The sequence below is a fragment of the Butyricimonas paravirosa genome (assembly GCF_032878955.1).
GTDB classification, from domain to species: domain Bacteria; phylum Bacteroidota; class Bacteroidia; order Bacteroidales; family Marinifilaceae; genus Butyricimonas; species Butyricimonas paravirosa.
The window spans coordinates 5,346,700-5,360,426 of sequence record NZ_CP043839.1 but is presented as its reverse complement, the minus strand read 5'-3'; the positions used below and the strand labels follow the sequence as shown (position 1 = coordinate 5,360,426).

Annotated in this window: 11 protein-coding genes, 1 tRNA gene and 1 pseudogene; 2 read left to right on the top strand and 11 right to left on the bottom strand. The window is 41.3% G+C overall.

The window, feature by feature from the left end; all coding sequences use genetic code 11:
- Window positions 1-46 precede the first annotated feature (46 nt).
- From F1644_RS21555 to F1644_RS21530, 6 genes and pseudogenes are all read right to left on the bottom strand, one after another.
- On the bottom strand, window positions 47-241 hold the full coding sequence (locus F1644_RS21555) for a hypothetical protein (RefSeq protein WP_229782444.1): 195 nt from the start codon (window positions 239-241) through the stop codon (window positions 47-49).
- Window positions 242-263: 22 nt separating this feature from the next.
- Window positions 264-576 (bottom strand): annotated as a pseudogene (locus F1644_RS21550) (helix-turn-helix domain-containing protein).
- A 13-nt stretch (window positions 577-589) separates the two neighbouring features.
- Window positions 590-934 (bottom strand): type II toxin-antitoxin system HicB family antitoxin, encoded by a 345-nt coding sequence (locus tag F1644_RS21545; protein ID WP_118305000.1) that lies wholly within the window; start codon window positions 932-934, stop codon window positions 590-592.
- A 14-nt stretch (window positions 935-948) separates the two neighbouring features.
- A complete protein-coding gene (locus F1644_RS21540; protein ID WP_118305001.1) occupies window positions 949-1,209 on the bottom strand; it encodes a type II toxin-antitoxin system HicA family toxin in 261 nt (86 codons plus the stop codon).
- 88 nt (window positions 1,210-1,297) lie between these two features.
- A complete protein-coding gene (locus F1644_RS21535) occupies window positions 1,298-2,479 on the bottom strand; it encodes a site-specific integrase (RefSeq protein WP_158571813.1) in 1,182 nt (393 codons plus the stop codon).
- Between the two features lie 305 nt (window positions 2,480-2,784).
- A tRNA-Thr gene (locus F1644_RS21530) sits at window positions 2,785-2,857 on the bottom strand.
- Window positions 2,858-2,974: 117 nt separating this feature from the next.
- Here F1644_RS21530 and F1644_RS21525 point away from each other — a divergent pair.
- Window positions 2,975-3,535, top strand: coding sequence for a phosphatase PAP2 family protein (locus F1644_RS21525; protein WP_118305003.1), 561 nt, complete (start codon window positions 2,975-2,977; stop codon window positions 3,533-3,535).
- A gap of 117 nt (window positions 3,536-3,652) precedes the next feature.
- Window positions 3,653-6,475, top strand: coding sequence for an outer membrane beta-barrel protein (locus F1644_RS21520; protein WP_118305004.1), 2,823 nt, complete (start codon window positions 3,653-3,655; stop codon window positions 6,473-6,475).
- Window positions 6,476-6,481: 6 nt separating this feature from the next.
- Here F1644_RS21520 and F1644_RS21515 read toward each other — a convergent pair whose 3' ends face one another.
- From F1644_RS21515 to F1644_RS21495, 5 genes are all read right to left on the bottom strand, one after another.
- Window positions 6,482-7,030: a flavodoxin family protein gene (locus F1644_RS21515; RefSeq protein WP_087419934.1), complete on the bottom strand. Its 549-nt coding sequence runs from the start codon at window positions 7,028-7,030 to the stop codon at window positions 6,482-6,484.
- Window positions 7,031-7,130: 100 nt separating this feature from the next.
- Window positions 7,131-9,704 carry a beta-mannosidase gene (locus F1644_RS21510; RefSeq protein ID WP_118305005.1) on the bottom strand — a complete coding sequence of 858 codons (2,574 nt, stop codon included), beginning with the start codon at window positions 9,702-9,704 and terminating at the stop codon, window positions 7,131-7,133.
- Window positions 9,697-11,331, bottom strand: coding sequence for a beta-N-acetylhexosaminidase (locus F1644_RS21505; RefSeq protein WP_118305006.1), 1,635 nt, complete (start codon window positions 11,329-11,331; stop codon window positions 9,697-9,699). Before F1644_RS21505 ends, F1644_RS21510 begins: the two co-directional genes overlap by 8 nt.
- Window positions 11,332-11,388: 57 nt before the next feature.
- The gene (locus F1644_RS21500) at window positions 11,389-12,330 is read right to left on the bottom strand and encodes a PD-(D/E)XK nuclease family transposase (RefSeq protein WP_087419931.1); all 942 of its coding nucleotides are present in this window, start codon (window positions 12,328-12,330) and stop codon (window positions 11,389-11,391) included.
- A 152-nt stretch (window positions 12,331-12,482) separates the two neighbouring features.
- Complete coding sequence (locus F1644_RS21495) at window positions 12,483-13,727, bottom strand: efflux RND transporter periplasmic adaptor subunit (protein WP_118305007.1); 1,245 nt, start codon at window positions 13,725-13,727, stop codon at window positions 12,483-12,485.

Genomic DNA, 13,727 nt, shown 5'->3' with positions numbered 1-13,727 from the left:
AATCAGCACAACACCATAAATAAAATTTCACAAATAATCCATATATTCATTTCAAAGCTTGCTTATTTTCCAATAAATAGCTATCTATCGCACATTCAAAATCCACTCGTAATTCATCAATGGTATTTCCCTCATAAAGAATTAAATCTTTACTAATCCCGAGTACTTTTCCAAAAAGACAATTATCTGCCTCACTATACTCGATAGAGCCTTTATAACCTTCATATTCCAAGTGGTCCATAATTTTATTGACTTACATAGCTTTACATCATCGGTTTTACAATATCAAATCTCAAACCGAGAGCACCAAGGATTCGGAGGAACAACATAACACCTAGTTCTATGGGTTCATTTTCTATCTTGGATATATAAGATTTATTCGTTCCTATTTTTTGAGCAAGCTCTGTTTGTATCATTTTTTTCTTGCTTCCTTGCATCATGAATAATCTGCCCCACATAGTGAGCATAAGCCTCTTTACGAAACTCTTCACGTTCAGGACTTCCAGGCTTACCGTATTGTTCATCCATCCATGCATCCACGTTGTAAATATCCTTACTGATTTCTTTCAAACTCATAATAGCCCGCTTCTTATTGATGTGCTAATTTAAGTTGTTCTTCTAAAGCTTGTTTGATATACCCGTTTATCGTAGTTCCTGCTTCCTGCGCAAGCATGGCAATCTTACTATGTATTTCCGGCGAGATTCGTATATTCAAAGTTCCACTATAAGGCTTACGAGGTTCAATTCCATCAGCCACACAACCTGCAATATAATTATCAATACCAGCCTCAAAATCTGCACGTAATTCATCAATAGTATTTCCCTCGTAAAGAATCAAATCTTTACTCATCCCGAGTACCTTTCCAAAAAGACAATTATCAGCCTTACTATACTCGACGGACCCTTTATAACCTTTGTATTCCAAGTAATCCATAATTTTCCCCGTTTCTATTTTATTAAACCATTACTTTTCAAATGTTGATATACCGTTTTCATCATCCACTCCTTCATTATACTACCTGGATTGGGTTTATGAATATCGATATACTGCCCTGTTTGTTCATTTTTAAATCGCACCCGAGCCCCCGAAGTCGCTCCTTTATTATGCTCATAATACCCAAAAATAGATAGTAATTTTAGAGTTTCCTCGTAAGTGAAATCTTTAGGTAGCTTTTTAAAACGTTCAACCAACTTTTCTTTAGTTCCCATGTTCTTTATTCTTATCACAAATGTAACTAAATTTAGTTACACTACAAAATACTACAACCAATATTTTATGGTTGCATATAATATTTATTTAATCTCCTATTTGAAATAACAAATCAATCATCCTCCTATTCGCTTGATCGATTCTAGTAAAATCTTTGTCAATATACACGTCAGCCATTTTACGAGCTTCATTCACGTGATTCAAACAAAGGTCAATATCATCTTTCGAGATATTCAACATATTCCTTGCAATAGTCGCCCACGAATGACGAACGGAATATGCTCTCGTATCTTCTGGTATTAAGAATTTCGTTAACTCTTCTTTCTCTTGCTTGCTTACTGCTTCTTTTATCTCCCATTCGACACTTTGATTCACTTCTTGTAAAATTCGCTTAAACCCCTTATTAACGGCCCCGTTAAATGTCGAGCTATCACTATATAATTTATACAATGAAAACAAACGAACCTTATCCGGATCGGCATATTTTTTCATTAATCTTTCCGCTTCTGGCTCTATTTTTATTGATATTTCGGCATTATCCTCCCTCCTATTTTTAGTCTTGCTCCTCTGATAAGTGCTTCTCCCATTCTTGCGACTTGAATAAGGCTCGTTGAACATGTCAACGGTATTCATCCCGACAAGGAAGAAAGAAAGCATGAAAACATCCCGGGCAAGTTCCTGACGCCTCAACCCATTTTCAAGATTCATGATTTTACGGATGTTCTCAAGATAGATATTCCGTTTCTTCAGGGGATTAGGCTTTACCACTTCAAACTTACGAAACGGGTAATGCTTGATCACCGGGTCTCCAAGTTCATCATCATTATAAAAATCAATAGCTTCGTTAAATACGGCACGAATATCCGCCATGTAGTCGTGAACCCCTGTATCTGTCAAAGGTTTCCTTTTAGTTGTCACTTCCCGCCCGAATTGATTTACTCGCACGATCGTCCGTTCTGAACGCAAAAACTCTTCAAACTTTTCCAAAAATTTAGACGTGACCTTCACTATATTCAATTCCTGCCCGGAAAAGTCAACAAGAGCGTTGAGTGTCGTCTGGATATGCTTTGCTCGCTTTTCCCTCCCTGTCTCGAACAATTTAGCGACATGTTTCTTAGCAAAAGCAATAAAATCAATACAACTAACCTCGTTCTGTTTCTTCTTTATAAACTCAACAATATCTTTAGCAGAATAATTACTCACATCATTCCCCAAACCACGAACAATAATATCCTCGCAATCCTCTATTTTCTCCAGTAACAATTTCAAGAGAGTTTTATCTTTTATCTCAAAATTTTTATTCAGTTGCTGAGACACAACATAGAAATCAGTTTTCAAATACGAATGTTTGCGATCCAGTGTCACTCTAATTGACACTGGATATTTGTCATCCTTTCTTTTTTGATCTTGGATATATAAATTTTAAACGTAGGCATTATTTCATGTAATTTCGTGTAACAATCATGTAACACGATCTCATAAAGGTACAAAAAACTATGCTTTTTCACACGAAAAAAGAGACCTAATCTCTTCGAAAAGGCCTCTTTTGTAGCTAACTTCTTGATTTTCAGCGGAGCCAATTTGGGGACTCGAACCCCAGACCTACGCATTACGAATGCGTTGCTCTACCAGCTGAGCTAAATTGGCGATAACGGGTGCAAATGTACGACTATTTTTGTAATTTGAAAACGATAAATCAATTTTTTTCAACTCAAAAACGTACATTTTTTATACATTTGCGGCTACATTTTAATTATCAATAAGATGAAAAGAAAACTGCCGACAATTATTTTTCAATTTACCATATCACTTTCACTATTTTTATTCTTCATCACGAACATTTCTGCACAAAAGAAGGCTGTTGAGACCTCCGGAGACGTTATATATTACGCAACTCCCGTCTTCTGTTTGACAACCTCTCTATTGAAAAAAGATTACCACGGAACCAAACAGTTTGTTTTTTCTGCTGTCACGGCTGTAGGAACAAGTTACATATTAAAACATACGATCCGCAAAAAACGACCGGATGGAAGTGATTACCATGCTTTCCCGTCCGGACATGCAACCGTCACCTTCCAAGGAGCTTCCTTTCTACAACGCAGATATGGCTGGAAATTCGGTATCCCTGCTTACCTTTTATCCACTTACGTCGTTTGGGGACGGACTTATTGTGATAAACACGATTGGTGGGATATTCTCTGTGGTGCAGCAATAGGTGTGGGGAGTTCCTATATTTTCACCAAACCCTACGGCCGTACACGGATCACACTCACCCCTACAGTACTCCAGAAACACCCTGGAATCCACGCTTGTATCACTTTCTAACAGACTTCTAAATATTTTGTTAAAATAGTATTTAAAGAAATCATAAACCCTTTTTTTATCATGGTACATCCATATTATATGTCTATTTTTGTTTAAATCAGAACAACAACATATAATATGCAACTTTATATTTACAAAATAATCTTTCTTTTGTTCATGTTGACCATACCCGTGACAATGTTTGCCCAAACGCAAAAGAGAGACACGATTAGAAAAGATACAACCACAATACCTGAAAAAAAGATTACCAAATACACACTAAAAGGTATTGTAACTGGAGAGACTGATGACGAGACTCTGCCAGGTGCGCATATTTATGTTGGAGAAGATAAAAAACCGACAACTGTAACCAATGCCATGGGAGAATTCACCTTAAAAGACCTTCTTCCAGGAGAGCTGGTCATTACCGCTTCTTTTGTCGGTTACCAAGCTACAAGCAAAAAATATCTGGTAAAAGCAGATACAAATGTCGGAATGATTAATCTACTTCCGGAAGTACTGGAAGAAGTTGTTATTACAGCCAAACCACCTTTGATTATCCAGAAAGGTGACACGACAGAATTCAACGCAAATGCATTGAAGGTCCCGGAAGATGCTGAATTGGAAGATTTGTTGAAAAAATTACCCGGTTTCCAAATCGTCGACGGAAAATTAATGGCGAACGGAGAAGAAGTCAAGAAAATATATATTGATGGAACCGAATATTTCCTCAGCAACCCGATGGCCGCCCTCCAGACACTTCCGGCCAGCCTTGTCAACAAAATAAAAATGTTTGACGGGAAAAGTGAAGAAGCTGATTTCTCAGGATATGATGACGGGAAAAGATTCCGTTCATTAAACATTGAAACCAAGAATCCCAACCAGTTGAAAGTATTCGGTAAAGCCAACTTGGGATACGGCATTTCAGAAGACCTAGAAGATTCATTTAAAGACAATAACTATAACCTGGGTGTTTCTGCTAACGCCTTTAACAAAAAGCAGAAATTCTCCATCCAAGGAAGCCTACGTAACACGAACCAAGGATCTGAACTCCCCAACGCACAATACCACGGGAAAGGTGGGAATAATCGAGGGAAAAATTACTCCGTGGACTTCGCCAATACATTCAGTAAAGGTACTGATATAGGTGGGAGTTACAGTGGTAGCAACAGCGAATCCTATTCTGCCAGTTCCAGTATACAGGAATATTTCCCTTCTGAAAGTTTCCAGAGCAACATTTATAATTCAGAATCACATTCTTGGTCTGAAAGTTCAAGTCATAACGTGAATACCCGGTTTAATTACTCCATGAACAAGAAAAACAGATTCTACTTCACCCCCTCTTTTTCATTTAGCAAATCAGATAGTCGATCATTGAACATGAATAGTAATATTCAAGACAATGACACGATAAATATCACGAACAGTAAAAGACAAAGTCACAATGAAAATCGTTCCTTCGGGGGTAATTTCTCATGGATGCACGCTTTCCAAAAAACGGGACGGACATTAACATTAAACGGGAACATAAATATCAGTAAAAATGAAAACAATAATACACAACAAGATAGTAGTATTATAAACAAAAGAGATACGTTGCGTAATCTTATCAATACCTCCGAAGGCATATCAAATTCATACACGGGTTCGATCTCTTATTCAGAACCTTTAACGGAAAAAGCCCGATTATCGTTCAATTACTCTTTCAGTTACAACAAGAATAGTTCGGACAAAGAAAGTATGTCATACAAAGACGCACTTTTCACGGAAGTCATTGGTATTGATACGGCCTTAACGAATAAAACCAGTACCATAAGAACAAGTAATAACCTAGGCATCCGTTATGGGTATAATCAAGAAAAATTCTATTTCAGTGCAGGTGGATCAATCAATCTATCAAGAGAAGAAAATAGATACGAATACTTGAACGCACCGGACTCTAACGTGAGAAACAATTATTTGAATCTCTCCCCTCAAATAAATTTCAGTTATAGTTTATCCAAAAGATCAACCATGACTTTTTATTATAACGGGAATACAGATTCCCCTAGAGCCGAGCAACTACAAGACATTCTTGACGTGAGAGACCAATTAAATATTTCAACAGGAAATCCGAACTTGAAAAAAACATTCTCGCAATCAGCCTCAATGTCTTTTAGCCGGAACATTGTCAGTGAAGAAAATTTCAGTTTCTTGAACGTTAATCTTAGTTTTCGAAACTCTTTCAACAATATCGCCACGGCAACACAATTTATCTCAAAAGACACGGTTATCAACGGTTACCAAATATTACAGGGAGCCCGTCTCTCCCGCCCCGTTAACTTAAACGGGCAATGGGGGCTTTCCATGAATTCCAGTTATTCTTTCGAGATCAAAGCATTAAAATTAAGATTAGGCCCTTCCTTATCTTATAGTTATTCTCGTACACCTTCTATCTACGATAATATAAAGAACTTGACCAGTTCCCATAATGCATCATTCGGACTTAATATCAACAGTAACGTATCTGAGAATTTGGACTACAATATATCTTCCCGTACTTCTTACACCAATTCCACAAGTACAACCACGGAAGGTTCCAGTTCTTTCTCTCAATCTGTTAATGCAAGTGCCAAATGGGTTTTCTGGAAAGGATTCATTCTTGCAGGAGACTATTCATATAATTACACGTTAAGTAAAAAAGGTGGAAACGTGAACCAATCCAACAGTCTTCTAAACATGGAGATCGGGAAAAAATTCATGAAAAATAAACAACTACAAGTTAGATTTAAAGCGATGGACATTTTACGTCAAAGGAACCTGTTAAATTACAGTATTCAAGACCTGTATACTCAAACTAGTTACAGCACAAACGAGCGAAACTACTACATGCTAACTGTTTCCTATCGATTTAATTCCATTGGTAAAAAGAAAGAAGGAAGAAATAGTCCGGAAGGGCCACCACCTCCCGGATTCTTCTAAAAAAATTTAACGGGAACCTAATTCCTTAGCTTGTTCGAGATACGCTGTATTTCGAACATCTCCTTTTTTATCAACACCATAAGCAATAACCTCCCCGACAGAATGCCAACGCATATATTCTGCCAAAATTCGATAGGACTCTTGCACCCCTTTTATTTCATTTTCAACATCAGTTGCTGCTGCAAGCAGCAAGACACACTCTTTACCTGTCAGACTTCGTTCGCTTTTCTCCACGGTATAAGGATACAAACGATCTATAACACTCTTCAACTGAGTTGGCCAACTAAAAAAATACAGAGGAGAAGCAAACACGATCATATCCGCCTGCTCTATTTCCGGAAAAATCTTCTCCATATCATCCGACTGCACGCAAGGAGTTCCCATGGACCAACACATACCACAGGCAAAACACCCGTTTACCTTGTAACCCGGAACTTTTATCACACTTACTTCATACCCCTTGGCCCTAGCACCCGTGGCAAAGGCCTCTGCCAGCATATCACTGTTCCCGTTTGGCCGGGGACTTCCCTCTAAAATTAAAATGTTTTTGCCCATAATTTATTGTTTTATGATATACAAAAATACGTATTTATTGCTTCACTAAAACCACAAAAGGAAAAAACTCCTTGATCACGTGTCAAGGAGTTTTCATTTTTTAATGTACATAACGAATCTTTATCCGCTCCTGTATCTGCGTTGGAGATAAATCCGTGTCAATCTTTATCTTATAACTCCTTCCCGGAATTACATCTATATAATTATCTGAAAAGAAAATCGATTCTCCCGGAATATAGAACATAACATTGCAAGCCAGTTTATCCGAGGAAACCCGAATAAATTTCTCTCCATTCTCCTCCCCTGCCTGTATCGAGAAATGAGGTGTCAGCAAATCTAAATCCTTATGATAAACGAAATAAACATTCTTTTCATCCAAGACCTGACCACCTTGTAAACGTACCACAAGCATCATCCCATTCTCAGAACCACCCGCAAGCAACGACTCCCGGTTCAATTTCCACAAAACCGTCGAAGTATTTGCCGGTATATTTACTCCTCTTTTAGTCAAGAAAATGAGATTACCATGAAAATCAAGAACCTCAATGCTCAATGTCCCATGAATAGCCTCCAACCTATCACTCACGGCATAAATTGCCAAGGAATCCCCCTCCCATTTCGGAGCAACGATCACCTCTTTAAAACAATCCCGCATCATGTAATGCGCCGCTTTCCATTTATGGTAATAATCCGTCGTCGACCAACTGGCAACAGGCCAACAATCATTAATCTGCCAGATCAGAGAGCCCATACAATAAGGCATATTCCGACGATGTGCCTCGATACCCATTTTCGTAGACAGTCCCTGCAACACGTGGGTCATGTAAATAAATTGTTCAAACTCTTCCGGAACCCGGTAATACATTTTCATATAATCCAGAATACGCCCGTTACCAATATAACTTCTTTGGTGTGATTTCATCACCTCCGATTCTATATCATAATCCTCCGGCAATGCATACGTTTCTATCGTACTCATCTCCGGAAAGGACTGAAACCCGTATTCACTGCAAAAACGGGTTGTCACCTCATCAAAGCTTTCAAATGGCCGGAAACCATGCCACACACCCCAATAATGTTGATCCCCCGAAGTCGTCCCGTCCAATCCATGTTGATCCGGTTCCGGTTCCGCCATCGGTGAGGAAGGCCAGTAGTCATCTCCATCCGTGTAATCCTTCACCACTTCGGGAAGTATCTCGTGAAAAACGGTATAGTAAGCCTTGAAAACTGTATCCTGTTCCTCTTTCGTGAAAGCGTTCTTCCATCCCCATCCCCCCGGCGCACCGTGTCGCCAAGCTAAAGCGTTTTCATTATTCCCACACCACAAAGCGATACTAGGATGATTCCGAATCCGAATAACATTATCAATAGCCTCCTGACGCACGTTATCCAAAAACTCTTGATTCCCGGGATACATCGCACAGGCAAACATGAAATCCTGCCACACCATGATCCCGTATTTATCACAGAATTCAAAAAATGCATCATCCTCGTATATGCCACCACCCCATATTCTGATCATATTCATGTTGGCATTCGCCGCATCTGCCACCATTTTCTCATACAAATCCGGGGTTACACGAGGCAGAAACACGTCATTCGGGATAGCGTTAGCCCCCTTGGCAAACACGGGGACTCCATTCAACTCGAAGCCGAAAGACTCTCCCCATTGATCCTTTTCTCGAACTAATCTCAACGACCGTAACCCCGTCGTTACCTTCTTTTCCGCCACAACTCCTTCCTCGCTAGTCACCAGAATCGTGAAATCGTACAAGTTCTGTTCCCCTAACCCGTTACTCCACCACAAGCGAGGATTCTGAATTACATAAGGAATAGATATTTTGTTTTCACCTCTTCTTAAATCTTTTTGCTCCTGCAACAATATCTTCCCCTCATTCATAATCACTATCGTGACACTCTGTTGCTTGTCCGAATTCACACAAACCTCCGCCACCAGTTGAGCCTTTTCCTTTGTTACGGAAGGCTGGCGAATAAACACATCCTCCACCTTCACGTCATTCCAAGCCTCCAGAATCACCGGACGCCAGATGCCGGAAGTCACCAAACGAGGCCCCCAATCCCAACCATAATGGTAAGGAGCCTTACGAGTGTACACGCTAACCCGGTCATTTCCCATCTCTCCCCGAACGCTCTGATCATTATCCGCGGGTAGTCTCAAACCGTAACGTTCCATCTCTTCCCGTCCCTTCAAAGTCGGGGAAGTAAACACGATATGCAACTCGTTACGACCAACTTTCAGTTTTCCTTCAACATCAAACCTCCACGTCCGGAACATATTATCCGTATTTCCCAATTTCTCCCCGTTCAAATAAACATCAGCATATGTATCCACCCCCGTGAACGTGATCCGTTGATTGACCTTTTTCCCTATTTCCTCCGAAACAATGAACTCCGTCCGGTACTCCCAATCCTTCTTATCAATCCATTGCAACCGCAATTCATTCATCCGGTAAAAAGGATCTTCAATCTTCCCGTTAGCCAACAAATCCGTGTGTACCGTACCGGGTACTGTTGCGGGCAACCACGTCCCCGAATCCCTCTGCCGGAATTGCCAACCAGAATTCAGCTCCGTACGAATCTCTTTTTCGGTTGAACACCCGATCATTCCCCAGGTGATACAACCGAAAAACAGCATCCAAACTATTTTATTCATTGGACTTTGACTCTTGTAGAATATGCTTTGCAAAATTATAACCTAAAGCCTCGTAACGTTGCGTCAACAACTTTGCCCGGTTCAGGAAATTCGAGTACTCTCTCGCCTCTTGCGGAGTCCATGCCACCTCTGCCAATGCAGCCATACGCGGCAATAACATATATTGAGCATGACTAAAAGTCGTGATGTACTCCGCCCACAAATTAGCTTGTACCCCAATAATTTTCTTTCCTTCCTCGGCCGTCAATCCCTCTGTCGGGTTCAAACTATATACTTTTGCTACATCAACAAAACCACCAATACTAAAAGGTTCCTTGTCAACATCCTTAGATTGATAGTAATCAAAATAAGCGTAGTCATTCGGCACCATCACCACCTCATTCCCTCTCTTTGCTCCTTTGATTCCGCCCGTCTTACCTCTCCATGACATGACAATTGCCGTTTTAGAAACATCTCCTTCCAATATTTCATCCCAACCGAGGATTCTCTTCCCCTTCTCTTTCAAATACGCCTCGATCCGGTGAACGGTATAATTTTGCAATTCACCCTCATCCTTCATCTTTTCCTGTTTCATCCGGGCCTGACATTTCTTACACTTTTTCCAAGCATCTCTCGGACATTCATCTCCCCCAATATGGATGATCTCCCCGGGGAACAATTCCGCTACCTCATCCAACACACCTTCCCAGAACTCAAACGTCTTCTCGTTACCGGGGCAAAATACTTCCGGGAACACTCCCCACATCTGGCATACCTCGTAAGGTCCACCCGTACATCCTAATTCCGGATAAGTAGCCAAAGCGGCAAGCGCATGTCCGGGAAGCTCTATTTCCGGAATGATCGTGATATACCGATCGGCAGCATATTGAATAACTTCTTTAATCTCTTCCTGCGTGAAAAAGTAGGGTCCGTATGGAGTCCCGTCATACTTTCCCGTATTTTTACCAATCACGGTCTGTTTCCGTTGACTCCCGATTTGCGTGAGTTCTGGGTATTTCTTGATCTCGATACGCCATCCCTGATCATCCGTCAAATGCCAGTGGAACACGCTCAATTTATGTAAAGCCAACATATCGATAAAAGTTTTCACCTCATCCACCGTAAAAAAATGACGACACACGTCCAGCATTGTTCCTCGATACCCTAACCGAGGCTCATCCTGAATCTGCACGTTTTGAATTCTGATCCGATCCATCTTCTCCCCTTTTTCCACGCCCACGGGCATCATCTGCCGTAAACTCTGCATGGCATAGAAAACCGCCTTTGAACTTCCTCCCTTCATATTAACCGCATTCTTCTCCACCGTCAAATCATAAGCATCCGCTTTCATAGAGGGGTCAACAAAAATATTTATCGCATTCTTTTTCGTTTCCCCATTCGCCACGGTTAAGGCCTTCCCGAAAGATTTTTCAACCAATGTACTCATAAAAGTACAAGCCGGTTGCAAATCATCCGCACCCTTCACCACGTTAATCACTGTTTTTGGAGATAGATAAAAACCGCCATCCGCAACTGTTACCTGCTGAGGCTGAGGAATAATATTCACCTCTTGATTTGGTTCACTGGCACATCCGCCAAGCAAAATAATACACAATACTACGATTGAAACAAAACTGATTTTTTTCATAAACGCATTTTTAAACACAACAGCCAAGATAAGTTAAAATTCGTTCCCGTGCAAATATTATAATTGTTCTATTTCTTCATTTGTTAAACCCGTACTACGAATGATGGAATCCAAAGGTACTCCTAGCTTTTTCAAATTACGAGCAACCTCAACAATTCCTTTTAATTTTCCTTCCACCAAACCTTCTGCCCGTCCTTCCACTCTTCCCTCCACCTTTCCTTCTTCCCTTCCTTCAGCTCTCCCCTCTGCTCGTCCTTCCACTAACCCCTCGAACTTGGCCGTTCCCAGCACGTCATTCTGGATCATGATCGCATCAACGTGACGATCGTATGCCGCACGCTCTGATGCATCCATGCTATAATAAATCAATTTTTCCCGTGCTTCTTTCAATCCCGGAGCCGTTGTATCCGGACGGATATGATCATTCTTCAGGTAATCCAACCATTCCTCCAACGGCGTTGTAGCCACTTGATTAAACTCGTTCAAACGAATCAAGAAATACTCCGGGAATATCTCCGAAGGTAGGCGACGCACCAAAGCATCCTTTTCCTTCACGGTCACCTGCAGACGATCCCCCGTGTGAACCCCCGTGAACGTGTTCTGCCCGTGATAAAGGTAATCATCCCCCTTACCTATATCAAAATAAAGAATACTAATTGAATATACTTTTTTCACCTCCGAATAGAGATTACCCAACTTGATATGTTCCGTGATCGCTTTCGCCGCCCCGTAAAGAATACGTTCAAGGAAATAAAGCTCCCGGGTTACCTGCACCTCCACGATAATGATCTCCCCCTCGCTATTCCGTGCCTTAATATCCACTCGGTTAAACTTATCATTATCACACTGCTGATTACTCTCACTTTCTAGAATTTCCATGATATGGATTTCCTTACCCAACAACACCGTGAGCAAACCTTCCAACACCCCAAAATTCGCTTTATCACGCAATAATCGTTTCACGGCCCAATCAAATCGTATATACCTATCCTTCTCCATAACACAGCCAATTTAGTTATTCTTCACAAAGATACACTTTTCCACGACAAACGTTCCTTTTTTCGGGGAGAATATATCATTATAGAGACGACACACCTAATATAATGATTTTAGCATGAGCAACCACATTGCCAGATAAAACGTAGCATCTGTCACTTTACATACAGAACCTCCTTATCCCTGTATTTTCCCATGTCCGAAATAATCACCTTCTCCCCGACCGTCAACCCCTGCAACACCTCCACGTATTCGAAACCACTCTCTCCCAGCATAACCTTCCTCTTTTCCACCCGCTCCCCGTTGACAACCCACAGGTCATAATCTCCCCGACCCATGTAATAAGCCCCTGTCGGCAAACGCAACGTTTCATCCTTTATGGCATGAGTAACATGCACATCCACTTTCAGCCCGGAGCGCAAACGAGTATTACTCTGATCATCCAGAAACACGACAAACTTGATGACACCGTTATTCACCGAGGGCGTGACATTCCCCACCGTGCCGGAAAGCTTCTCGTTCCCGATCACCACGTTCACCCGGTTCCCCGCGGTAATCTTATCTGCGTAACTATCGGCAATCTCGCCCTCCACCTTAAAACTCGACAAATCAGACAATATCGCCAAATTACTTCCCTGCGCAACAGAAGCCCCAACCTGATCATTAATCCAAGTCAACGTGGCGGCACGAGGCGCCATCACTTGAGCCTCCCCAAGTGTCTTGAACAACAAGTCCATGTTCCTCTTGGCAATCTTGTAATCCAACTCCAACGAGCGAATTTCCGATTGTGAAGTACTCTTTTTATTTTCAAACTTCCGTTTCAATTGTTCCAATTGCATTTGTTTCACCGTGTAATTCAATTCCGCCTCCCGCACCTTTTCCCTCGTACTGGCCCCGATACTATCCAGATAGCGCTCGTTATTCAGCGACACCAAAGTTCGTTTCAACATCATCTCGTCAATATCCACCTGCATTTTCATTTCCGCCAAATCACTCGCTATCGTTTTACGCTGTAAATCCAATTTATTCAACTGCATCTCCAACGACTCCTTCTTCGTTTCGTACTCCGTCCGTATCGTTTCCAAATCCAACTGTAACAACGGTTCATCTTTCTGCACCCGATCCCCCGACTTTTTATACACTTCCAGCACCTTCGAAGACACCGGAGAAGTGATGATTTCTTCTGCAAAAGGAACCACCTTTCCCGTGGCATACACGGAAACCTCCACTGCCCCCTCGTCCACCACACCGAAATTTACCTCTGCTCCCCGAATCTTAGGTTGAAACATATTCACCAAAAAAGAAAACACCCCCACGCATATTACCACAATCATAGTACCCCTTACGACCATTTTCCGTTTACGTCGTCTTTTTATCTCCGGAGATATTGCCTGATCCAT

Bases quoted from the DNA above. Each gene is read 5' to 3' on its own strand.
- F1644_RS21555 (WP_229782444.1), bottom strand. From the start codon at position 241: ATGGACCACTTGGAATATGAAGGTTATAAAGGCTCTATCGAGTATAGT.
- F1644_RS21515 (WP_087419934.1), bottom strand. From the start codon at position 7,030: ATGGGCAAAAACATTTTAATTTTAGAGGGAAGTCCCCGGCCAAACGGG.
- F1644_RS21520 (WP_118305004.1), top strand. From the start codon at position 3,653: ATGCAACTTTATATTTACAAAATAATCTTTCTTTTGTTCATGTTGACC.
- F1644_RS21500 (WP_087419931.1), bottom strand. From the start codon at position 12,330: ATGGAGAAGGATAGGTATATACGATTTGATTGGGCCGTGAAACGATTA.
- F1644_RS21495 (WP_118305007.1), bottom strand. From the start codon at position 13,727: ATGGATCAGGCAATATCTCCGGAGATAAAAAGACGACGTAAACGGAAA.
- F1644_RS21510 (WP_118305005.1), bottom strand. From the start codon at position 9,704: ATGAATAAAATAGTTTGGATGCTGTTTTTCGGTTGTATCACCTGGGGA.
- F1644_RS21545 (WP_118305000.1), bottom strand. From the start codon at position 934: ATGGATTACTTGGAATACAAAGGTTATAAAGGGTCCGTCGAGTATAGT.
- F1644_RS21540 (WP_118305001.1), bottom strand. From the start codon at position 1,209: ATGGGAACTAAAGAAAAGTTGGTTGAACGTTTTAAAAAGCTACCTAAA.
- F1644_RS21525 (WP_118305003.1), top strand. From the start codon at position 2,975: ATGAAAAGAAAACTGCCGACAATTATTTTTCAATTTACCATATCACTT.
- F1644_RS21505 (WP_118305006.1), bottom strand. From the start codon at position 11,331: ATGAAAAAAATCAGTTTTGTTTCAATCGTAGTATTGTGTATTATTTTG.